This is a genomic window from Deinococcus aquaedulcis (genome assembly GCF_019693445.1).
Taxonomy (GTDB): domain Bacteria; phylum Deinococcota; class Deinococci; order Deinococcales; family Deinococcaceae; genus Deinococcus; species Deinococcus aquaedulcis.
The window spans coordinates 1-22,863 of record NZ_JAHRBL010000015.1 but is presented as its reverse complement, the minus strand read 5'-3'; the positions used below and the strand labels follow the sequence as shown (position 1 = coordinate 22,863).

At 68.5% G+C, this 22,863-nt stretch carries 16 protein-coding genes and 1 CRISPR repeat array; of the genes, 13 read left to right on the top strand and 3 right to left on the bottom strand.

Going from position 1 to position 22,863, the window contains the following annotated elements:
• Position 1: 1 nt before the first annotated feature.
• The 12 genes from KMW22_RS14935 to KMW22_RS14880 all read left to right on the top strand — a co-directional run bounded on the left by KMW22_RS14935 (position 2) and on the right by KMW22_RS14880 (position 18,819).
• Positions 2 to 1,231, top strand: a complete 1,230-nt coding sequence (locus tag KMW22_RS14935) for an efflux RND transporter periplasmic adaptor subunit (protein WP_221090851.1) — start codon at positions 2 to 4, stop codon at positions 1,229 to 1,231.
• On the top strand, positions 1,228 to 4,635 hold the full coding sequence (locus KMW22_RS14930; protein WP_221090850.1) for an efflux RND transporter permease subunit: 3,408 nt from the start codon (positions 1,228 to 1,230) through the stop codon (positions 4,633 to 4,635). The genes KMW22_RS14935 and KMW22_RS14930 overlap by 4 nt, the downstream gene beginning before the upstream one ends.
• Before the next feature lie 143 nt (positions 4,636 to 4,778).
• Positions 4,779 to 4,958 (top strand): hypothetical protein, encoded by a 180-nt coding sequence (locus KMW22_RS14925; protein ID WP_221090849.1) that lies wholly within the window; start codon positions 4,779 to 4,781, stop codon positions 4,956 to 4,958.
• Positions 4,948 to 5,961, top strand: coding sequence for a hypothetical protein (locus KMW22_RS14920; protein WP_221090848.1), 1,014 nt, complete (start codon positions 4,948 to 4,950; stop codon positions 5,959 to 5,961). The genes KMW22_RS14925 and KMW22_RS14920 overlap by 11 nt, the downstream gene beginning before the upstream one ends.
• 11 nt (positions 5,962 to 5,972) lie before the next feature.
• Entirely contained in the window at positions 5,973 to 8,780 is a 2,808-nt protein-coding gene (locus tag KMW22_RS14915) for an autotransporter outer membrane beta-barrel domain-containing protein (RefSeq protein ID WP_221090847.1), read from the top strand.
• A 16-nt stretch (positions 8,781 to 8,796) separates the two neighbouring features.
• Positions 8,797 to 9,306, top strand: coding sequence for a phage tail protein (locus tag KMW22_RS14910; RefSeq protein WP_221090846.1), 510 nt, complete (start codon positions 8,797 to 8,799; stop codon positions 9,304 to 9,306).
• 148 nt (positions 9,307 to 9,454) lie between these two features.
• Positions 9,455 to 9,979 (top strand): phage tail protein, encoded by a 525-nt coding sequence (locus tag KMW22_RS14905; RefSeq protein ID WP_221090845.1) that lies wholly within the window; start codon positions 9,455 to 9,457, stop codon positions 9,977 to 9,979.
• A gap of 105 nt (positions 9,980 to 10,084) precedes the next feature.
• Positions 10,085 to 10,600 (top strand): phage tail protein, encoded by a 516-nt coding sequence (locus tag KMW22_RS14900; protein WP_221090844.1) that lies wholly within the window; start codon positions 10,085 to 10,087, stop codon positions 10,598 to 10,600.
• Positions 10,601 to 10,704: 104 nt separating this feature from the next.
• Positions 10,705 to 11,781: a twin-arginine translocation signal domain-containing protein gene (locus tag KMW22_RS14895; protein ID WP_221090843.1), complete on the top strand. Its 1,077-nt coding sequence runs from the start codon at positions 10,705 to 10,707 to the stop codon at positions 11,779 to 11,781.
• A gap of 232 nt (positions 11,782 to 12,013) precedes the next feature.
• Positions 12,014 to 15,458: direct repeats of the CRISPR family, unit length 29 nt; unit sequence CGGAACATCCCCGCCTACACGGGGAAAAC.
• Positions 15,459 to 15,822: 364 nt separating this feature from the next.
• Positions 15,823 to 15,969, top strand: a complete 147-nt coding sequence (locus KMW22_RS14890) for a hypothetical protein (protein ID WP_221090842.1) — start codon at positions 15,823 to 15,825, stop codon at positions 15,967 to 15,969.
• Positions 15,970 to 16,048: 79 nt separating this feature from the next.
• Entirely contained in the window at positions 16,049 to 17,746 is a 1,698-nt protein-coding gene (locus KMW22_RS14885) for a tetratricopeptide repeat protein (RefSeq protein ID WP_235693010.1), read from the top strand.
• Between the two features lie 53 nt (positions 17,747 to 17,799).
• Complete coding sequence (locus KMW22_RS14880) at positions 17,800 to 18,819, top strand: helix-turn-helix transcriptional regulator (RefSeq protein WP_221090841.1); 1,020 nt, start codon at positions 17,800 to 17,802, stop codon at positions 18,817 to 18,819.
• Here the strand turns inward: KMW22_RS14880 and cas3 are convergent.
• The 3 genes from cas3 to KMW22_RS14865 are packed head-to-tail and all read right to left on the bottom strand — an operon-like array spanning position 18,792 to position 22,303.
• Positions 18,792 to 21,608, bottom strand: coding sequence for a CRISPR-associated helicase Cas3' (cas3, locus tag KMW22_RS14875; protein WP_221090840.1), 2,817 nt, complete (start codon positions 21,606 to 21,608; stop codon positions 18,792 to 18,794). The genes KMW22_RS14880 and cas3 overlap by 28 nt on opposite strands.
• A gap of 24 nt (positions 21,609 to 21,632) precedes the next feature.
• The gene (locus KMW22_RS14870; RefSeq protein ID WP_235693015.1) at positions 21,633 to 22,040 is read right to left on the bottom strand and encodes a PIN domain-containing protein; all 408 of its coding nucleotides are present in this window, start codon (positions 22,038 to 22,040) and stop codon (positions 21,633 to 21,635) included.
• A gap of 11 nt (positions 22,041 to 22,051) precedes the next feature.
• The gene (locus KMW22_RS14865; RefSeq protein WP_221090838.1) at positions 22,052 to 22,303 is read right to left on the bottom strand and encodes a type II toxin-antitoxin system Phd/YefM family antitoxin; all 252 of its coding nucleotides are present in this window, start codon (positions 22,301 to 22,303) and stop codon (positions 22,052 to 22,054) included.
• Positions 22,304 to 22,470: 167 nt separating this feature from the next.
• Here KMW22_RS14865 and KMW22_RS14860 point away from each other — a divergent pair.
• The coding region (locus tag KMW22_RS14860) for a type I-E CRISPR-associated protein Cse1/CasA (RefSeq protein WP_235693009.1) at positions 22,471 to 22,863 on the top strand (393 nt) is incomplete at its 3' end.

Sequence of the window (22,863 nt, the reverse complement as noted above, 5' to 3'; positions counted from 1 at the left end):
GGTGCGCGCCCGCTCCTTCGCCCTGACGCTGCCGCTGCTGCTGGCGGCCTGCACGGCCCCGGGCAGCACCAAGGCCGAGAACGACATTGACGCCCCGCCTGCCAAGACCACCGCCCTGCAGGTCAGCACTGTTACCGCCAAAACCGGCACCCTCAGCGCGCAGCGCAGCGCGGCGGCCACCCTGCAGGCCCAGCGTGACAGTCAGGTGGCGGCGCAGGCGGGCGGCGCCGTCAAGGCCGTGCTGGCCCAGGAAGGCGAGCGGGTGCAGGCCGGCGAGGTGGTGGTGCAACTGGACGACCTGCCGCAGCGGCAGGCGCTGGACAACGCCCGGCTGCAACTGGAACAGGCGCAGCTGAGCCTCGCCCAGACCCAGCGCACCACCCAGGGCTCGGCCACCGCCCTGCGCGCCTCGGTGCAGGCGGCCGAGGCCACGCTGGCCCAGGCCCGCAGCAACGCCCAGAGCGCCGAGCGCCTCTTTGGCCTAGGCGGCATCAGTCAGGCGGACCTGCAGGCCGCGCGCTCGGGGCTGGCGCAGGCCGAAAGCGGGCTGGCCCAGGCGCGGACCAACCTCGCGCAGAACGGCCAGAGCGCCCAGGGCAGTGTGCCGCTGGCGCGCGTGCAGGTGGAGCAGGCCCGTACCGGGGTGCGGCAAGCCGAGGAAAATCTGGCCCGCACGGCGGTTCGCGCGCCCTTTGCGGGCACAGTGGCCACGCTGGACGTGGAGGTGGGTGAGTTCGTGGCGCAGGGTTCGCCCGTGTTCCGGCTGGTGGACCCCGGCAGCCTGCGCGCGCAGTTCAGCGTGCCGGCTGACGACGCCGCCACCCTGCGCCCCGGCACGGCCCTGAACCTGGGCTACGGCGGGCAGAACTACGTGGCGACCGTGGTGGAAACCCCGGGCATTGCCGGCAGCAACCGCCTCGTGCCGGTCACGGCGCGGGTGCAGGGTGGAGACGCCCTGCCCGTGGGCGCCACCGCCCAGGCGCGCTACCGGGTCACCCTGGGCCAGGGCGTGCTGGTGCCGGGCAGCGCCGTGCAGGCCGAAGAAGGGCAGAACGTGGTGTACGTGGCCGCCGCTGGCGTGGCCCAGCGCACCCCGGTCACCGTGGTGGCCGAGAGCGGCACCCAGGTGGCGGTGCAGGGGCTGGACGCCGGGCAGGCCGTGATCTCGCCGCTGCCCGCCAGCCTGCAGGACGGCACCCGGGTCACGGCGCGCAGCGGGGCCCAGCCATGAGCACGCACGAGCCGGCTGAGTTCAACGCCCCGCCCGGGCAGCTGCCCGACGGCACCCCCGAACCGGCGGTGCACCCGCTGGTGCGCTTCAGCGTGCGCAACTACGTATTTTCCATCGGCATTTTCGTGATGCTGGTGCTGGCGGGGCTGGTGGCCACCTTCCGGCTGGGGGTGGAACTGCTGCCCAACTTCGAGGTGCCGGTGCTGGCGGTCAGCACCGCCTACCCCGGCGCCAACCCCGATCAGGTGGACCGCGAGGTCAGCCGCCGCATTGAAGACGCGGTGAGCACCCTGGCGGGCGTGGTGGACATCAACACCACCTCGGTCACCAACCAGTCGGCGGTGGTGATCACCTTTACCGACGACACGGATGTGGACAGCGCGGCCAACAGCGTCTCGCAGGCGGTGGCGGCCATTCGCGCCGCGCTGCCGGACGGCTCGGAAGCCCCGGTGGTGCAGAAGTTCGACCCCAACGACACGCCCATCCTGACCCTGGCCCTGCTGGGCGGCAGCGCGCCCCCGGCGGCAGTCACCGCCCTGGCCGAGGACGTGCTGGTGCCGCGCCTGGAACGCATTGACGGCGTGGCCGACGTTTCACTGACCGGCGGCCCGGAGCGGCAGGTGCAGGTGCTGCTGGACCCAGCGCAGCTGCAGGCGTACAACCTGACCCCGGCGCGGGTGACCGGGGCGATCAGCGCCAGCGCGCTGGACCTGCCCGCCGGGGCGGTGGCCCAGGGCGGCACCCAGACACAGTTTTCCACCCGCAACACCCCGCGCAGCGCGGCCGAGGTGGCGCGCATTCCCCTGGACAGCGGCGTGCAGGTAGGAGACGTGGCGCGGGTGCGCGATACAGCGGCCGAGCCCACCTCGCTGGCCCGGGTGAACGGCCAGCCAGCGGTGCTGCTCAGCGTGCGCAAGGGCAGCGGTACGAACTCGGTGGCAGTGACCGACCGGGTGCGCGCGGCCATGGAAGCCCAGCCGCTGCCCAAGGGATACGCCCTGACCCTGGCCAGCGACACCACGCGCGAAACCCGCGCCACGGTGAAAGACACCTTCAAGGAATTCCTGATCGCCGTGGGGGCGGTGGGCGTGATCTGCCTGCTGTTCCTGGGCCGCCTGAACACGGTCTTTGCGGTGGTGCTGGCCATTCCCATTTCCATCAGCGCGGCGCCGCTGCTCTTTAGCCTGCTGGGCTTTACCTTCAACATCATCTCGCTGCTGGCGATCATCGTGGCCATTGGCATCGTGGTGGACGACTCGATTGTGGTGGCCGAGAACGTGCAGCGCTACCGCGACCTGGGCTACAGCCCGGTGCGCAGCGTGCTGCTGGGCGGCTCGGAGGTCTTCTCGGCGGTCACAGCGGCCAGCTTCTCGCTGCTGGCGGTGTTGCTGCCCCTGAGCTTCATGCCGGGCATCCTGGGCCAGTTCTTCAGCCAGTTTGGGCTGGGCATTGCAGCGGCCATCGCGCTGTCATGGCTGGAAAGCCTGCTGTTCCTCACCGTGCGCATGGCCTACACCCAGGACCCAGAGCCGGTGACGTGGCGCGAGGTGCCCGGGATTCTGGGCCGCTTCCCGCTGCTGCTGCGCCAGAGCCTCGCGGGCGTGCGAACCCTGGTCGGCTGGCTGGGGCTGGCCCTGGCCGGCGCGGCGCTGACTGCCGGCCTGCAAGCGGCGGGGCTGGCCCTGCCCGTCGCGCTGGGGCTGGCCGTGCTGCTGGCCCCACTGGGCCTGGCCGTGGTGCGGTACCTGCTGACCGTGCTGTACGCCGTGTTGGAGGCCCTGACCGGCACCCTGCACGGGATCACCAACCGGGGCGTGCAGGCCACGGCGCGCGCCTATGCCCGCAGCCTGGGCGGCGCCCTGCGGCGGCCCTGGGCGGTCATGGCGGTGGCGGGGCTGTTTCTGCTGAGCGCGGGGCTGGCCCTGCGCGGCGTGGGCTTTGCCTTTACCCCGCAGACCGACAGCGGTTCGCTGACCGTGGACCTGGACCTGCCCACCGGCACCGACCTGCAAACCACCAACCGCCTCACGCGGCAGGTGGAAGAAAACCTGCTGGCCCGCCCTGAAGTGCGCCTCGTGCAGACCAGCGTGGGCGCTGGCAGCCTGACCGGGGGCAATAACCCCAACGCCGCCAGCCTGACGGTCACCCTGATTCCCAAGAGTGAGCGCCCTGGCATCGAAATCCTGGTGGCGCGCTACCTGCGCGACCTGCAGCGGGTGGCCGCCAGCGTGCCCGGCACCGAGGTGCTGGTGGCCTCGCAGCAGGGCGGCCCGGGCGGCAGCGCCGACATCACCCTGGCGCTTACCGCCCCCAACCAGGCCCTGCTGGTGCAGCGCAACCGCGAGGTGGTGCGCCTGCTCTCGCAGGACCCCAACCTGCGCACGGTGGAAAGCAGCCTGAGCGCCACCCGCCAGGAGCGCACCTTTGTGCCGGACCCCACGCGCCTGAGCGGCACCGGCCTGAGCGCCAGCGACGTGGCGCAGGCCCTGCGCACCTACAACGACGGCTCGGTGGCCGGGCGGGTGCGCGACGGCGACCGCAGCGTGGACATCGTGGTGCGGCTGGACCCCGCCCTGATCAGCGGCGAACAGAGCCTGCTGAGCCAGACCGTGTACTCGCAGGCCCTGGGCGCCAACCTGACCCTGGGCGAACTGGGCGGCTTCGCGCTGGCGCAGGCCCCGGCCACGCTGAGCCGCTTAAATAAGGCCTACACCGCGACCCTGGACCTCAACCTCGTGGACGGTGGGCCGAACCCCTTCGCCTACCAGCAGGAACTGGTGAGCCGCGTGGAGAAGGCCGGGCTGCTCTCGGGCGGCGTGACGCTGGGCAACGCCAGCGCGTTTGGCAGCGCGGGCCTGACCGGGGACCTCGTGTTCTACGGGCCCATTCTGATGCTGGTGGCGGTGCTGCTGACCTATCTGGTGCTGGGCAGCCAGTTCAACTCGTTCCGGTATCCGGTGTACCTGCTGCTGCCGGTGCCCATTGCCATCGTGGGCGCGCTGTGGACCCTGAATTTCTTTGGCGTGAACCTGGACGTGATCACGGTGCTGGGCATGGTGATCCTGCTGGGCCTGTCCACCAAGAATTCCATTCTGTACCTGGAATTTGTGACCGAGCGGGTGCGCACCCTGCCCCTGCGCGAGGCGCTGATTGAAGCCGCCGAGCTGCGCTTTCGCCCCATCCTGATGACCACCCTGACGGTGCTGGTGATCAGTGTGCCGCTGATTCTGGGCCAGGGTGAGGGCGCCGAATTCCGCCGGGGCCTGGGGATCGTGATTCTGGGCGGGGTGATCACCTCCACGCTCCTCACCTTCTACGTGGTGCCCAGCGTGTTCTGGCAGTTCGAGCGCCGCCGCCTGGCCCCGCCCGTGACGGTCACGCCTGCCCTGACGCCAGGCGACTGAACGCGCCTATTGCCCTTCTGCTCAAGGGTTGAGTGTTGCCGGTCTGTTGTTTTCATCCATCAACCATCACCCCCCAGTGCCCTGCCCCCTCTTCCGGAGCGGGGCACTTACCTTTCTGACCGTGTGTATGTCTACAATGAGCAATGAACAAAGAAGATGAAGCCCCCCCAGGAGGCCCGCTCCTGGCTGCTCCGCCGCCGTATACCCCGCCGGAATTGCAGCTGCTGGGACCGTGGCAGGCCCTGACGCTGGTGATTTCCGTGCCGGTGCTGCCGGGCGGCCTGAACCCGGACCCGGCGCTGGGGGGCTCCCATGAGTGGTAGAGCCGCCTGGGCCCTGGCCGCCGCCCTGCTGCTGGCAGGCTGCGCGCCCCGCCCGGTGCCGGCGCCGCCCGCCCTGGCCCCGCTGGGTCTGCTGGAAATCAGCTTCGACGGCCTGGGCAGCACGCAGGCCCACTCGCAGGTGCGCCCGCTGGCCCTGGAAGAAAGCAGCGCGGGCCTGGAACTCTCGCCCCTGAGTGTCAGCGTGACGGATGTGGGCGTGCGCGGCAGCGGCGGCACGCGCTATATCACCGCCACGTTCCGGGTGCGCAACGCGGCCAGTGGCGGCACGCCTTCGCCCAGCGCGCGCAGCAACCTGACACTGCTGGCCGCTGGGGTCAGTGACAACGTGGACAGCACCGCCCTGCGCGCCATGACGGTGTTCAGCGGCGCACCCGCCCCCGCCGGGGTGGCGCGCAGCGTGCGGCCCACCCACGCCCTGGATTACCAGCCCGCCGCCGAGCAGGTGCGCCCCGTGACGGGCGGCGAGGACCTGCAGGTGTTTCTGGAATCGGAGGTGCTGCCGGGCAACTTCACGCGCGGCGGCGCGCCAGTGGCCAGCTACAGCGATCTGGGCGTGACCACGGTGTTTCCTTACGGCTACGTGGTGCGCACCCCGGCGGGCGGGCGCACCCTGGCGGCCAACCCGGCCCCCGGGCAGTACGACGGCCGGGTGGCGATCAGCGTGCGGCTGCCCCTGCAGCCCAACGACAACGCCCAGACACCTGCTCAGGGCAGCGCGCGTGATCCCTGGGCCTTTCGCATGACTTTTCTGGTTGTTACCGATTCGGCCACCCGGGTCACGCAGACCCTGGAAGAGCAGGCCCTGCCCGACAGTCAGGTGCTGGGCCGGGCCACCGCCGCAGGTGCGACCGGCGTGAACATCCTGCCCGGCAGCGCCTACGCCTCCGAGAGCACCCTACCCGCGCGCCGCGTGTGCCAGGTGCGCACTGCCGACGCCGCCGGCGCCCCGGGCGCCACCTACCTCGTCAACTCGTGCCCCTGAGCGGAGGTTCCATGCGTTCCCTGCATTTCTCGGCTGTGACGCTGCTGTCGCTGGCGCTGCTGGCTGCCTGCGCGGCGCCCCAGGGGGCCGCGCCCCCGGCCGCCCCCCCACCTGCGGCGCCCGCCCCCGGCACCGACCCGGTTCCCAGTGAACCCCCCGCCGCCCCGGCCCCCGCCCTGACCCCACTGGGCACCGTGGAAATCGCCTTTTCTGGCCTGAATGACCCGGAAGGCTTCAGGGCCGAACTGGTGCCCCAGGCCCTGACCAACGTGGGCGGCATTCAGCTGGAGCCGCTGGCGAACAGCTCGTTCACAGTGGGCACGCGTGGCGCGGGCGGCATGCGCTACCTGTACGCCTCATTCCGGGTGCGCAACGCCGCCGCAGGCGGCACGCCCTACCCGGCGGCGCGCCAGAACCTCACGCTGGTGGCCGCCAGCACCGGCAGCACCATTGGCGAGACGGCCATCAGCGCCCTGCAGCGCTTTGACGGCAGCGCGGCGGGCCCAGGGCTGGCCCAGAGCATCCTGCCCACCCATGCCATGACCCTGGACCGCACCAGCGGCGCTGACCGCCTGCTGCCCAAGGCTGGCAGCGAGGACCTGCAGGTGTTCGCCGAGGACGAGGTGAGCCCGCCGCCCGCCGGGGCCACGCGCCTCTTTCCCTATGGCTACGTGGTGCGGCGCAAGACGGTGACAAACAGCCGCCTGCTGCCGGGCAACCCCGCCGCCGGGCAGTTTGACGGTGTGGTGACCATTGCCGTGAAACTGCCGCTGCAGGCCAACTCTGCCGACGATCCCTTCCGCTTCAATATGAATTTTGCGGTGATGGACGACAGCCGCACCCGCGTGACCGAGAGCGTGGAAGAGCAGGGCGTATCCAGCGGCGCCGCCGCGCGGGCCGGGGCACTGGGCGCCAGCACCCCCGTCATGACGCTGTGCGGTAGCACGCTGAACACGGGCGTCACCCAGTTCATCGGCTCGGCCACCACGGCGGGGAACACCACGCGCCTTGCCAAGATCGGCGGGAATATCGCCCTGAAAAACGTGGCGCTGGCGTACGCCGTGCCCGGCCACGTGCAGCTCTCGGTGCCGGCGGGCAGCGGGCTGGCGGGGGCCTACAGCACCTATGGGGGCGCGGCGCTCAGCTTCAGTGGCAGCAGCACCCGCCGGGGCGGCGCGGCGGCGGTAGGGGCGGCGGGGAACTTCACCTTCACCTCCAAGGTGGGCGACGGCCAGCCGGCCGTAACTGACCAGCTGATCTACCGCGTGGCCGACAACCAGGGCTGCAGCAGCACCGACACCACCGCCGACGTGAACGTGAACGGCCGGGTGTGGTTCGTGAACAACAGCGGCGCGAACGGGGACGGGCGCCAGGGCACACCTTTCAATACCCTGGCGGCGGCCCAGACAGCCTCGGCGGCGGGGGACGTGCTGTACGTGGCGCGCGGCACCGGCACCACAGGCGGGCAAAGCAGCGGCGTGACCCTGAAGAACAATCAGACCCTGATCGGTGAGGGCGCGGCCCTGACGGTGGGCGGCGTGACTTACCTACCTGCCGGCGCGCAGCCTACCGTGATCGGCCACAGCGCAGGCGCCGGGGTCACGCTGGCCCAGAACAACGTGGTGCGCGGCCTGAACATCAGTGGCACGAGCAGCGCCGCAACTGGCAGCAACCTGGGCACCCTGGACCTGAACGCGGGCAGCCTGACGGCCACGGCAGGCCCCGCCCTGAACCTGAGCACCGGCAGCACGGTCACGGTGCAGGCCCAGAGCGTGAGCGGCACCACCGGTGGCATCCTGAGCAGCGGCCTGGGCACCTTCACCCTGACCGCCGGCACGGTGGGCGCCAGCGCGGGCCCGGCCCTGAACCTCACGGGCGGCACCCTGAACGCGACCATCACGGCGCTGAATTCCAGTGCCTCGCCGGGCACCGGCAGCCTGCTGACCGGCGTGGGCGGCACCCTGAGCGTCACGGGCAGCGGCGCCGCCGGCTCCGGGGGCACGCTGCAGGGGGCCGTGGCCGAGGGGCTGCGCATCGTGCCCGAGAACCAGACCCTGACCGCCACCCTGGACCGCTTGAACGTGCAGAACAACGGCACCGAGGGCGTGGAGGTGAGCACCCAGAACACCGAAACCGGGCGCGCTGTGCTCACGGTGCGCAACAGCACCTTCGCCAACAATGGGCTGGCGGCCGTGCGGGTGGACCACGCGGCGGGCAGCGCCTCGCGGACGGTCCTGAACAACAACACCGTGACCAACACAACTTCTGTGGCGGGCGGGTTCAGCGTCAACACCGCGCACACCACCGCCCAGACTGACGAGTGGCTGCTGAGCGGCAACACCGTCACCCTGCAGAACGTGGCCAGTGGCAGTTCTATCGGGCTCTCGGGCATCGTGGCAGAGGCAGGGACCCTACGCGTGAGCGCCGTGAACAACACGGTGAGCAACTTTGCCTTTCACGGCCTGCGCTTCGTGGCCCTGAAAAACGGATCCCGCGTGCATGTCACCATGACCGGCAACCAGACGAACACGTCGGTCAGCACAGCCCTGGAAGGCGCGCTGCTGCAAAGCGGCGATGGCGCCGCCAGCAGCGCGCAGCTGTGCGCCAACGTCAGCAACAACGCCCTGCGCAGCGTGAGCGGCATTGAAGGGCTGTATGTCTGGAAGGTGGGCGCCAACACCCTGCAGCTTCAGGGCTTCTCCAGCGGCAGTGCCCAGAGCTTCCTGGCCAACGCCAACCCCGCCACGGTGGGCATTGTCGTGCAGGGCACCCCCACAGGCACCCCTGTAGGCAGCCCCTGCGAGACGCCCAACCCCTGAGGCCCGGAGGCTCCCCATGGACGAACCGTACATCGGCACCATTCAGATCTGTGCCCTGCCTTTCGCGCCGCGTGGCTGGGCCACGTGCGACGGGCAACTGCTGCCTATCAACCAGAATCAGGCGCTGTTTTCCATACTGGGCACCACCTACGGCGGCAACGGGCAGACCAACTTCGCCTTGCCGGACCTGCGCGGGCGCGTCCCCATGCACTGGGGCACCCAGGGCAGCCTGACCCTGAACCTGGGCCAGGCGGGCGGCGAAGTCGCCCACACCCTGAGCCTGGGCGAAATGCCGGCCCACAGCCACACTCTGGTCGCCAGCACCGCTGCTGGCAGCACCAGCCTGCCCGAGGGCGGCCTGCTGGCCAGCGCGCCCATGTACGCCGCCGCCTCCAGCCCCCTGAGCGCCCTGGCCAATACCTCGGTGGGCAGCGCTGGGGGCGGGCAGGCGCACAACAACCTGCCGCCCCTCTCGACCCTGAACTTCGTGATCGCACTGGTGGGCATTTTCCCGTCGCGCAACTGAGGCCCGCCGGGTGCCCCCACCCCCGGGGCCCCGCGCCCGCCTTTCCGCTCCCCCCTGCGCCGCCAGCACGGCGCTGCCCTGTTTCAACCCGGCCGGGCTGACCCTTCCCCTGCTCTTCCCCTCCCCCAGCCCTGCCCTGGAGGCTTTCGTGACCCCATACCTGGGTGAAATTCGGATGTTTGGCGGTAACTTTGCGCCGCTGGGCTGGGCCCTGTGCCAGGGGCAACTGCTGCCCATCTCGGAGAACGACGCCCTGTTTGCCCTGATCGGCACCACGTACGGCGGCGACGGGCAGACCAACTTCGCGCTGCCGGACCTGCGCGGGCGCCTGCCGGTCCACATGGGCACCCCGCCGGGCGGGGCTTCCCTGACCCTGGGGCAGCTGACCGGCACCGAAACCGTGACCCTTACCGCCGCGCAGATGCCGGCGCATCCGCACCCGCTGCAGGCCAGCACCCTGACCGCTGCCCAGGGCGGCGGCGTGAGTGCCGGGGCCTACCTCGCGCAGCCTGAAAGCGGCGAACTGTACGTGGGCACCGGGCGGCGGCCCAAAACATTGGCCGCGCCCTCGCTGGCCGCCAGTGGCGGCGGGCAGCCCCACCAGAACCTCTCGCCCTACCTGTGCGTGAACTTCATTATTGCCCTGCAAGGCATTTTTCCACCCCGTAACTAGGGGTGCAGCGGGGGCCCCTTTGCGCTGCAGCCTACGACCCAGCTGAAGGGTAGGACGCCCTCTCGTTCCCCTCTGCCTTCCCCCACCCACCGCCACGAGGCCCACATGGAACCGTTTATTGGAGAGATTCAGATGTTCGCCGGCAACTTTCCGCCGCGCGGCTGGGCTCTGTGCAACGGCCAGCTGCTGCCCATTGCGCAGAACACGGCGCTGTTTTCGCTGCTGGGCACCATGTACGGCGGCGACGGGCGCACCACCTTTGCGCTGCCCAACCTGCAGGCCGCCAGCCCGATGGCCCCCGGCGCCGGCCCTGGCCTGACCCCCCGCACCCAGGGCGAGCAGGGCGGCGCCGCCACCGTCACCCTGCTGAGCAGCGAACTGCCACCCCACACCCACGCGGTGGGCGCCTTCGACATTCCTGGGACCAGTGCCGTGCCCACGGACCGCTCGCTGGCCCGCAGCGTGAACTACAACGCCTACGGCCCCGGCAGCCCGAACGTGGCCCTGGGTGCCCAGAGCGTGGGCGCCGCCGGCGGCAACCAGCCGCACAACAACCTGCCGCCCTACCTGGCAGTCACGTTCATCATCGCGCTGCAGGGCATTTACCCCGCGCGGTCCTGAGAGGAGGAGTTCATGTCCGTGTGTTTGTCTGGCCCCCTCGCCTGCTGCCCCCTGACCGGGTCAGGGACCAGCGAGACCACCCAAAGCTGTTCCCCGGGGCCTTCGTGACCCCGGGCCCCTCGCGCCGCAGCTTGCTCAAAGCGGCGGCTGTGCTGCCGGCCCTGCTGGGGACAGGCCGCGCCGCCCTGCCGGGGCCACGCCCCCTGCGCCTTGCCGTGTTGTTGCCTGTGCACGAAAGCCTGCCGGGCTTCACGGCGGCCTTTCTGGCCGGGCTGCAGCCCCCGCTCCACGCTGCCGGGGCAAGCCTGCAGGTCACGCGCAGCGGCCCAGGCCCGGCCCAGCTGCGCCGCGCAGCGGCCCAGGCCCTGGCCGCTGCTCCTGACGCCCTGATCACCCTGGGCGACGGCGTGCCCGAACTGCTGGGCGAGGCCCTGCCGCCGGGCCTGCCCGTGATTGCGGCCGGCCCCGGCGCAGCGCCCACCCGCTGGCCGGCGCGCGCAGGCCTGCTGGGGGCCAGCCTGCACGCCTGGGAAGCCGAGTGGCTGATGGGCGCCGAACTGGCCCGCCGCGCCCGGCCCACCTTTCTACTGATCTCGCCGCTGGACAGCGGCTACGACCTGCCGTTTGCCTTCAGCCAGGGGCTGGCGCGCGGCGGAAGGCTGGTGGGCAGCGCGGTGCTGGGTGCCCCCCTGGGCCCGCAGGCCCTGAGCGCCCAGCTGCAAGCGGCGCGGGCGCGCGGCGCCCGCCACCTGCACCTGCAGGACTCGGCGCAGGCGCACGCGGCCCTGGTGCGCCGGGCCGCGCAGGCCCTGGGCCTGAGCCTGAGTGTGGGCAGCCTGGGCCACGGCGCCGAGCAGGTGCGCGCCCAGACCGCAGACGGCCTGCACCCTGCCGCCGCCCTGGGCCAGGATGTGGGGAATTGGCTGGCCCAGGCCGCCGCCGCCCTGCCGGCCGTCACGCCGCTGGGGCTGGTGGCGGCTCTGGGCGGTGCGGCGTTCCGGGGTACGCGCGGTGACCTGCACGTGACGCCCGACGGGCTGCTGCGCGCCCCACTGGCGCTGGTCACGCCGGGCCGGGCCCCACAGCCGCTGGCCCACCGCCCCCCCGCCGGCGACCTGCTGGGCGCAGGGCTGCGCAGCGGGCACCTGTACGCCTTTCCCCACGCCGCCGCGCCGGGCTAAGCGTGAAGCCCAAAGCCGCCCTGGGGTATCCTAAGGCGGCTTTGACAAGGTGGAACATCCCCACCCACACGGGGGAAACGTCAGGCTCAGGCGCTGGGCAGCGGCCTGTTTCGGAACATTCCCGCCCACACAGGGAAAACTCGCGCCCGCTGCCGAAGCCGGGGCGGTTCATCAGAACATCCCCGCCACACGGGGGAAACCCTGGAAGCTCGTGACCCTGTACTGGCTGGGGCGGAACATCTCCGCCTATACGGGGAAAACATCCACAAGGCGCTGGGCTACATCAAGCGCGGCGGAACATCCCCGCCCACACGGGGAGAACCGCAGTCGAGCCAGATTCTTCTCGCAGTGTTCCGGAACATCCCCGCCTACACGGGGAAAACAGGTAGCCCAGGCGGCACAGGCGCGCGGCGGCCGGAACATCCCCGCCTATACGGGGAAAACGCAGGGCGGGCGGGGGCGGTGGGGAGAGGTTGCGGAACATCCCCGCCTACACGGGGAAAACTTGAAGCTGTAGCCCGTGGGCAGGCGGTGCACCGGAACATCCCCGCCTACACGGGGAAAACGTAGGCCTCCTGCACCCGGCGTACCCGCTCTGCGGAACATCCCCGCCTACACGGGGAAAACTCGCCCGCCTTTCCGGCAAAACCGAGTTTGATCGGAACATCCCCGCCTACACGGGGAAAACTCGCCCGCCTTTCCGGCAAAACCGAGTTTGATCGGAACATCCCCGCCTACACGGGGAAAACGTCTACGGCGTCCCAGGCCCGGTTCTGCCCCTCGGAACATCCCCGCCTACACGGGGAAAACTGCGGGGAAGGGTTCGAGCACGAAGGCATTACCGGAACATCCCCGCCTACACGGGGAAAACGACACCGCGCCTGACACCACTACGCCCGGTGGCGGAACATCCCCGCCTACACGGGGAAAACCGGTGGGCCAGCTCGATGAGGCCGCCGATCAGCGGAACATCCCCGCCTACACGGGGAAAACCGGTGGGCCAGCTCGATGAGGCCGCCGATCAGCGGAACATCCCCGCCTACACGGGGAAAACGTTCATTGGGTCGGATTAGCCAGATTCCCGCGCGGAACATCCCCGCCTACACGGGGAAAACCGCCCTGCTGTGTGGCCATGTCTCAGCCCTCCCGGAACATCCCCGCCTACACGGGGAAAACTTGTCAGCCACGATGAAGGCGCTACATGGATTCGGAACATCCCCGCCTACACGGGGAAAACGCGCAGATGCACCACCTCGGCCGGCGAGTCCACGGAACATCCCCGCCTACACGGGGAAAACGAGCGCCTGGCCGAGCACGGGGGCCTGCGGGGCGGAACATCCCCGCCTACACGGGGAAAACGCACCCTGCCTGTCCGCGCCCCGGGTTCACGTCGGAACATCCCCGCCTACACGGGGAAAACCGCGTGGACCCCAGCTGCCCGCCCACGCGCAACGGAACATCCCCGCCTACACGGGGAAAACGCGCCTTCCTTGGCGGGAATTTCAATCTGGCTCGGAACATCCCCGCCTACACGGGGAAAACCGGGCCAGCTCGCCCTCCCAGTAGCTGATGTTCGGAACATCCCCGCCTACACGGGGAAAACGTACACCCACTCCAGGCGCCGGGTCTGGGGGGCGGAACATCCCCGCCTACACGGGGAAAACACGACCGCCTACGTCCCGGTCAACGCCTCGGACGGAACATCCCCGCCTACACGGGGAAAACAGGCCCACGGTGCTGGCCAGTTGGTCGCTGACCGGAACATCCCCGCCTACACGGGGAAAACCGTGATGCTGGGCTCGGTGTTGTAGTCCGGTGCGGAACATCCCCGCCTACACGGGGAAAACTTGCTGGGGCGTGCTGGGCGGCACGTACCCGTCGGAACATCCCCGCCTACACGGGGAAAACCTCTCCGTCGCGGTGGGCCTGCCCCTGGGCAAAGGAACATCCCCGCCTACACGGGGAAAACTCCAGGCCATTGCGCTGGTCGAAGGCCATCAGCGGAACATCCCCGCCTACACGGGGAAAACGACGAGTACGACCTGAACGCCGGCACCAGCACCGGAACATCCCCGCCTACACGGGGAAAACCGTCACCCAGCGCACGTGCCCGATCACCGCGTCGGAACATCCCCGCCTACACGGGGAAAACGGGCCCCTGGGGGCTCGCCAGATGATTACACGCGGAACATCCCCGCCTACACGGGGAAAACCAGGGCGAAGGCGGGCAGCTGCTGAGCCAGGGCGGAACATCCCCGCCTACACGGGGAAAACACCTGCTGCAACGAAAGCCGCGCCTAGAACATCGGAACATCCCCGCCTACACGGGGAAAACCGCATCAGCTGGCGGTTGAGGGCGTTCAGCTCCGGAACATCCCCGCCTACACGGGGAAAACCACGCCCGCCCCCGGGGCCGCACCGGCAACATCGGAACATCCCCGCCTACACGGGGAAAACGTTGCCGGATGTGGCGCCCTGGGTGCGGATGTGGGAACATCCCCGCCTACACGGGGAAAACCCATGCGCAGCGCGCAGCGGACCCACAAGCGGCGGAACATCCCCGCCTACACGGGGAAAACCCACGCTGCGCCCCGCCCAGAGCGGCGAGCTACGGAACATCCCCGCCTACACGGGGAAAACGGTCAGGTCATAGCCGCTGTGCAGGGTGTTGCCGGAACATCCCCGCCTACACGGGGAAAACTGTGGTGGTCAGGGTGTCCAGCATCTCTGGGTCGGAACATCCCCGCCTACACGGGGAAAACGTCCTCGTACCCGTCCTGATACCAGTACGCCTCGGAACATCCCCGCCTACACGGGGAAAACGCACCTGGTGCTGCAGCTGCAGGCCGGGCCACCGGAACATCCCCGCCTACACGGGGAAAACGACTACCGCGACGGCGCCCAGGGCCGCATCGGCGGAACATCCCCGCCTACACGGGGAAAACACGATCTCCGCGCCCCCTTCCCAGCCCAGGTTCGGAACATCCCCGCCTACACGGGGAAAACGTTCGGTCTGGGGCGCGTTTGCGTTCATGCCTCGGAACATCCCCGCCTACACGGGGAAAACGCGCTGTAGGCCAGTTCCAGGCGTTCACGGTCCGGAACATCCCCGCCTACACGGGGAAAACTGACCGTAGTACCACCATCATGGTAATTGCGACGGAACATCCCCGCCTACACGGGGAAAACGGCCCGGTCTCGGTGGCGGATGACGTACACGCCGGAACATCCCCGCCTACACGGGGAAAACCAGCCAGCATCCGGCCGGGAAGTGTGCTCCACAGGAACATCCCCGCCTACACGGGGAAAACGAATGGATTCATGCTGAGGGCGGCATTGTTTAAGGAACATCCCCGCCTACACGGGGAAAACGCCATTTCCTGCTGCAACTGCAGCTGGCGCAGCGGAACATCCCCGCCTACACGGGGAAAACTGGGCCACGTCGTCAGGGCCCGGCCCCTGCGGCGGAACATCCCCGCCTACACGGGGAAAACTAGACGCGGCCGGTGCCCGCCAGCGTCCAGCGCGGAACATCCCCGCCTACACGGGGAAAACGAGCATAAACGCGAGGCGGGTGTTGATCTGGTCGGAACATCCCCGCCTACACGGGGAAAACGGCGCCAATCCCAAGCTCGCGGTGAACCTGTTCGGAACATCCCCGCCTACACGGGGAAAACACTTCGCAAGGCCAGCAGTTTTCTCTCAAAACCCAGCCCCAACCCTCGCCCACACGAGCGGATACAGCTTACATTTTCATACGCCCCGGCCTTAGCCGTCTCAAAGCGTAAATCCACCAGCTCCCCAACAAGGGAAGGCGCGCGGGCGCATTTGACAGATGTCACGTTTGGACGCCTATCCCCTCCAAGCTGAATTTATCGCCAGAGAGGTCCATCCCAGGCACCTTCTCCCCTGATCAGGTGGCGGTGAGCCCACACTTTCCGCCCGGCTTGCCGGGCTGCGGTGCAAGCGAGCGTACGTCGTTCCCGCTGCCCGGCCGCCTTCGCCATCCATGACCCCAGTGGGGCCATGTCAGGGGTTGCCATGTCAAAAATTGCCTTTTCGTTCCGTTCGGTGCTGGTCGTCTTTTGTCTGGGGTTCGCGGCACTGTCTGCTGCCACGGTGTCGTCAATCCAGGCGGGACAGGTGACGGCCGGAGACGACACCAAGGGAGGCACGCCCGCCGGTTAAGCACACCGCACCAGATCAGGCAGGATGGGGGGCCACCTCATCCTGCTTCGTCTGTTCCTGGGCGCTTTAAGCTGTGCAGGTGCGGTCTTCCGTCTTGCCCTGGCCCGCGTGGCGGCAGTCTCTTGAGGCCCTGATCCAGACGGGGCCGGTTAATGGCCTGCTCCTGACCTTCCGGCAGGCCGTGGAAGAGGCCCGTGGGCCGACCGAGTTCGCCGAGCTGCTGGCGCTGCTGGAGCAGGCAGACGCCGCCTGGGACCTGGGACCAGAGGCCACGCGGTGGCGGTGGCGCTGCGCCGCCAACCTGCCGGACGCCCCCGAGCGCCTGGATGCCTGGGTGAACCGCGCCGCGCAGGCTGCGCCCCTGGCCCCCTTCATGCAGGTGTACCGGGCCTGGGCGCTGGCCCGGCAGGAACACTTTGAACAGGCGCAGGCGACGGCCGCCCAGGCGCTGACCCAGGAGTCCGAGCTCTCTCCCTATGAGCGCTACCTGGCCTACCGGACCCTGGCCCGCTCGCAACTGATGCTGGGCGCGGAGCGCGGGTGGGAAGCGGCGGCCCAGGAAGCCCTGAAGAACCTGAGCGGTGTTCGCCGGGGGCTGACACTGATGGACCTGGGCGCTGCCCTGAGCCACCGGGGCCGGGAGGCCCAGGCCATGCAGCTGTTCAGCGAGGCGCTGCCCCTGGTCAAGCACGCCCCGGAACTGCATGCCTGGGTGCTGACCAACATGGCCACGGTCTGCCTGCGCCTGTCGCGGCTGGAAGAGGCAGAAGCGTTCTCTGCCCGCGCCAGTCGCCAGAGGACCTCATACGAGAGCCGGGCGCTTTCCGGCCAGGGCGCCGCCCGCCGGGCCTTTGGCGAATGGGCCCGCGCGGCGTCGCTGTACGAGCGGGCCGCCCGCACCGCCAAAGACGAGGACGATCTGCGCCAGGCCCTGCGAGGCCTGGGGCACACCTGGCGCCTGGCCGGTCAGGTGGCGCGGGCGCTGGAACCCTTGCAGAGCGCAGCCCAGGCCGTGACTGCCGACCGGGAGGCCGGCGTGTCCTGGGTCAATGTGGATCTGGCAGCGGCCCATGTGAGCTGGCCTCAGCGGGACGCTGATCTGGACGTCGCCCTCATTCACGAGCTGCTCTCGCAGACCGGGCCGCTGGGTCAGGAGGAGCAGGGCCGGGCCGCCCTGGTGCGGGCCGAGGTGTTGCGCCGCACCGGGCAACCAGACGCCGCCCGCGCGCTCCTAACATCGCTTCCCAGCGATCCCCTGTGGATGCGGGAGGAAGCCCACGCTTTTGCTGACCTGTTCACCCTGCTGCCTGAAGCCGAGCGGCCCCAGCCCCTTCCGCGCGCCGCGCAGTTGGAAGTGACCCTGCGCGTGATGGGCGTGCCGGACGTGCGGGTCGGGGGCCGGTCCCTGCCGCTGGCGCCAGGCCCGCTGGTGGCCCTGTGCGCGCTGGTGGAGGCCGGCGGCCGCCTGACCACAGAGGCGCTGATGGAGGTGCTGCGGCCCGAGGGCGACGCCGCGCGCACGGAGCGGCACAAGGGCCAGCGGGTGTCGGCCGTCATGCGCCAGTTGCGCAGCGCCCTGGGGTGGGAAGCCAGCGTGGTCAGCCGGGGCGGCGCCTACCACCTCGACGACACGGTGCGGTGGACTTCCGACGTGCTGGACGCCCTGGAGCGGGGCGAGCCCATTGACGCTTACTGCACCGGCATCCACCTGCCCTGGGCCACGGCGCGCGAACAGCAGTTGATTCTGGGAGACTCAGATGATTGGCTGGATCACTAGGCACAGCCGGCGCAGCGACACCTCCGCGACAGGTCCCCACTACGCTGCCTCACATGCCTGACGCTGACCCACTGCCAGAAGCGCCCCCCCGCCGCGCCCGCCGGGAAGCCAAGACCTGGGACAAGGCGAAGCGGCTGGTGCGGGTGCAGGACTTGCTCAAGACCCGCCCCTACAGCACCGCCGAACTGGCCCGCAAGCTGGAGGTGGGGCAACGCAGCATTCAGCGCGATATGGAAGTGCTGGAAGCCATGCAGGTAGGGCTGCAAAAAGACGAGCGGGGAATGTACTTCATCCACCTGAAGGCCGACCTGCCGCGCCCGGCGGAAACATTGGCGGCCTACGCCGCACTGCGCCTGGCGCACCACCACGCGCCGGCCCTGGCCAACCACTACCGTCAGGCCCTGAACTACCTGTCGCGTGCCCTGCCCGACCACATTCGGAACACCCTGAATGCCAGCGTGCGCGACACGGGCGCGGCGCAGTTTGCCGAGCGGCAGATGGAGCGGGTGGCCGAGGCCTGGGTGGACCGGCGGGTGCTGACCTTCGACTATCAGCGGCCCAACGGCCTGCTGGAACGCGGCAACGAGCTGTGCGTGTATTTCATCGAGATCAGCCGAACAAATCTGGCGCCGTACGTCATTGGTTTAGAGCGCCGTCACCGGGACAAGATCCGTACCTTCAAACTGTCGCGCATGCAGAATCTGGAGTTGCACGCCCACGACACTTACGATTTTGACCCGCACTTTGAGCCCACGGCCTTTCTGAGCGACGCCTGGGGCGTGATTGGCGGGGGCGAGAGCATTAAAGTGCTCGTCCGCTTTGCCCCCGAAGCCGCTTACCGCGTGCTGGAAGGCGGTTTTCCCCATGCCCGGGAGGTAGGCCGCGACCGATTCGTGGACATGGAATTCACCGCCGGCACCGACGCCAAAGGTTTTCCCCTGGAACTGATGCCTTTTTTGCTGAGCTGGGGCCCACGCGCCGAAGTGCTGTCTCCCCCGCACGTACGCGCCCACTGGCTCCAGGAACTGCGCGAAACGCTCCGACGCTACGACTCGGGAGAAAGAGAACGGTAGATCAGTCCCAATTCTGGGTCCAGCTCAACGTCCAAATTGCCTACCCTTACTTTGCCGTTCACCAGCGGCAGGGGTACGCAGTCGCTCAGCAGGGTATCGTCTGACCAACTCGTGTGGCCTGGGGCGAGTTGCGGGGCCAGATGCACCAATTCCCGCCGCGATACCCGCAGGCTGCGCTTGAAGATGGTGGTGGCCTGATCCCGGTCCAGCTTGCCTACCCATGTGCCAGTGTGTGCGGGTTTTTTACCCTCTGGGTCCAGAAAATACTCGCTACGCACCCGATGCACGGGCACCAGGCGTATGTTCTGCTCACCCAGCCGGGTCTGCGGCCATTCGTCATCATGAGTAGGCTCGCCGTCCGGCTCGGGCCGCACTGTGGGAACATTGTTGAAGAAGTCCTCCGGATTGCCGATATGGGCAAGGTCTCCAAAGCGCGCGTCGTTGCCCGTCTCGTTCCGGAACTTCGCCGTTGCGGCGTCCAGTTGCGCCCGCTGCTCCTGTTCCAGCGTGAACCACTCGCTCTCCCCGTACACGTCCTGCACAAGTACATCCAGATCGGCAGGAAGTTCAATCTGCGACCCGTCCTTCAGCTTCAGCCAGGTGCGGTAAAGCAGGTGGGGTGCGTACACCCATTGCCACTTGTGCGTGTCCATCGCGGTGGCAGGCCAGGTATCCAGCCCCGCTACCCACAGATTCGGTGTGGTGTGCCCGTGCCTGCGCCCCCCGTTCTTGGCGTGTCTATGTAGCCTTCCCGCCCGCTGAAGCAGCAGGTCTATGGGGGCCAAGTCCGAGATCATCACGTCCGCGTCGAAGTCCAGGCTCTGCTCGGCCACCTGCGTGGCGATCAGAATCAGGCGGCGGGGACGGTAATCAGCCTCCTTCACACCCAGTTCCTTGTTCTCGTAAGGCTGTGGGCCAAGGAACTTCAACACCGCCGTTTCCCGTTTGTCACGGTCGTCCGCCGGGTAGCGGGCGTGAAAGAGGATGGCGCAGAGGTCGTCTTTTGCGCCCTTGTTCAGAACGGTCCTCAGGTTTCCGACATGGCGCTCACGGATCACGCTGAACACGTCCTGCGCCCGCTGCACGGTGTTGACGATGACGGCCACGCAGCCCCCACCCACCGCGAGGTCCAGCGCCTTTTGTGCCACCTCCTCCACCGAAGCGCCCAGGCTCCGCACGGTGATGGGCGTCTGTGTTCGGCTGCCGGCGATGTGGTGGGACTTGGCTTCCCCACTCTGGGCGACGGTCAGGCGGGGATACGGTGCCGCCTCGCCCTCCTCCCGCGTGCCCCAGGCATCTAGCAACTCGCGGCGGCTGGCTGCGGGCAGGGTGGCGCTCATCAGGATGACCGAGCTGCCCAGGGCCCTGAGCCAGCGCAGCAGGGCGTGGATCAGGTGGCCCGTGTAGGTGTCGTAGGCGTGAATCTCGTCCAGCAGCACCACCCGGTTGCCCAGGCCCCACAGCCGCACGAACTGGTGGGGCACCCCCAGCACCCCCAGCAGCGCCTGGTCCACCGTGCCCACGCCGTATTCGCTCAGGCCCGCGCGTTTGCGGGCGCTGAACCAGCTCTCGGCGCGCACGTTGAGCCGCTCCTCGTCGGCAGTAGAAGGATCACGGGCCGGGTTGAGGGTCCGCGTGATGTTCTCCTGATAGGCCTTGTTGAGCAGCGCGCCCCCGTGCATCAGTTGCAGGTCCGGCTCGATGTCCCGCTGCGACGCCTCGTGCAGAAAGCGGCGAAAGCGTGTGTACATCGCGTTCCCCGTCGCCTGGGTGGGCAGCGCGACGTACAGCCCTCGGTGCCCCAGTTTGGTTTGCAGCCACGTCGCCGCGTGCAGCCCGGCCTCCGTCTTGCCCTCGCCCATGGGCGCTTCCACCAGGATCAGGGTGGGTTCCGCGTTCAGACTGGGCAGGAGGGCCGCCAGTTGCTCTTGCAGGGCGCGGGGGGCAAAGCCGGGGATATATGCAAACATCTCGGCGGGCGATTGAACTTCTTGCTGCAAGGGCTCGCGCCGGGTCCAGCCGATGCTCTCCAGCTTGGTCCTCGCCTTGCCGCGCGCCTTCTCAAAGTAGGCTGCCGGGTCCTGGATGGGCACCGGGTCCACCTCGGAAGGTACCTCGAAGCTGCTGCCCACCCAGTCGGCGAAGCTGGTCAGCCCGGCGAGGCGCATATAGGCGGGGGCGGAGAGATCGGGGAGGGGGGGAACGGGTGGGCTCTCTGGGTCAAGGCCAACTGCTTCCAGCACCTTCTCAAACAAAATGAAGCGAGCTTCTCCCCAATCCCCCTTTCCCGCTTCCGCATCCTGAATTTTCTCCACCACGTGCTTGTCAATCCGGCGTCCGTGGTGACAACCCACCGCGTCCGCTACCCGATTAGCAGCCTGTTCCTCCCAACCCACTAGGGTCAACAGACAGGGGAGTAACAATTGCGAGACTTCCCCGTGTGGAACCTTGTTCGTTCCCGCGCCTGCCACCAGCCGCTCTACCCCAGCCAGCGGCCTCTTTTTTGCCATGTCCCACAGCGCCTGAAAGGTGGGGCTGGCTTTGCCCAGGTCATGCAGCCCAGCTAGGGCGCAGACCCAGCGGCGGGCCGTGTCCACGTCCAGGCCATAATCCTCGGCAAGCAGGGCCAGCGTGTGCGGCGGCTCCAGTTCCAGAATCTCCCAGGTACACGCGGCCACATCCAGCAGGTGCGTCAGGACGGGCAGGTAACGGCCATCCTCCAGCGTTTTCTTTTCGTTGCGGTCACTCTTGGCCCACAGGTACCACGCTTGCTGCGTCGCTCTGTCCATGCCTCAGCGTAAGAGGCCAGCGCGTCAAATCGTGTCGGGGCTGCCACCCATCCAGTCTGCAAGGCGCAAGCCGTCCACCCGCTCGTACTCGCGCGTGTTGTGCGTGACCAGCGTGAGGCCGCGCGCCAGCGCCAGCCCCGCGTTCAGCAAGTCATAGGGACCGATGGGTGTGCCCTGTTGACGGAGGGCGGTGCGGATGTGCGCTGTGATGCGGGCATCTTGCGGCCCGTAGTCCAGCACCGCCACCTGCGGCAGCCACAGGTTCAGGGCGGCCTCCACGGCGGCCCGGCGGGCAGGTTTGAGGCTCAGGCCAAACTCCAGTTCCATGAGGGTGACGCTGCTGATCGCCAGTTCGGCCAGGGGCGTGGCAGCAAGGTGGCTCCGAACCGCTCCCTCTCCCCGCACAGCGAGGCTGATGGTGTCAGTGTCCAGCAGGAAGCGAATCAGAAGAGGTCCCGCTCGGGCAGGGGCAGCAAGTCATCTTCTGGAATCTCGAAGTCGGCCAGTTCGGGGGAAGGGGCAGACGCGAAAAAGGCCAGCGCTTCGGGGGACCACCGTTGCCCAGCTGCGCCCACGGCGGTGAGCTGGACGGCAGGCTTGCCATTCCGGGCGATGACCACCGTTTCACCACGCTCGGCGGCGTCCACCAGCTTACTGAGCTGCGTTTTGGCATCGTGCATGTTGAAGACGGTCATGGTTGCTCCTTAGCTAGAATGTTAGCTCAGAGCTGAGCCGAAGCACAATTTGTTTGGTCAGGAGTTGAAGCCACTGGACTCAATTTTCTTCACCCTTCGGAAACGCCCCTCCTTATGCGACAACCTGGCGACACCTCTCCTTCACACTTCCTAAAGGAGGTGCAATTTTGGCTGGCTTTTCGCTTCTGGAGGAAGGATGGATTCCCGTTCGTCCGCTGACCGTTGGGCCTGTGCGCGAGGTGGGGTTGCGCGAGGTGCTGACGCAAGCGCAGACCTTCGAGCGCATAGACGATCCCTCGCCGCTGATTACCGTCGCCCTGTATCGCCTGTGCCTCGCCGTGCTGCACCGGGCTTTACAGGGTCCGAAAGACGCAGCGCAGGCGGCGGAGTGGTACAGCGGGGGCTTTCCGGCACAGGCCATTCACGACTATCTGGACAACCTCAGTAGCCGACAACTTCGCATAATTGCCGTCCCAGACAACACATCTCCCTCCAGCATGTCAAGGGACTCGACGGGAACGCGAAAAGGCGGTGTTTTGAAGGTGTGCAGCCACCAAAAC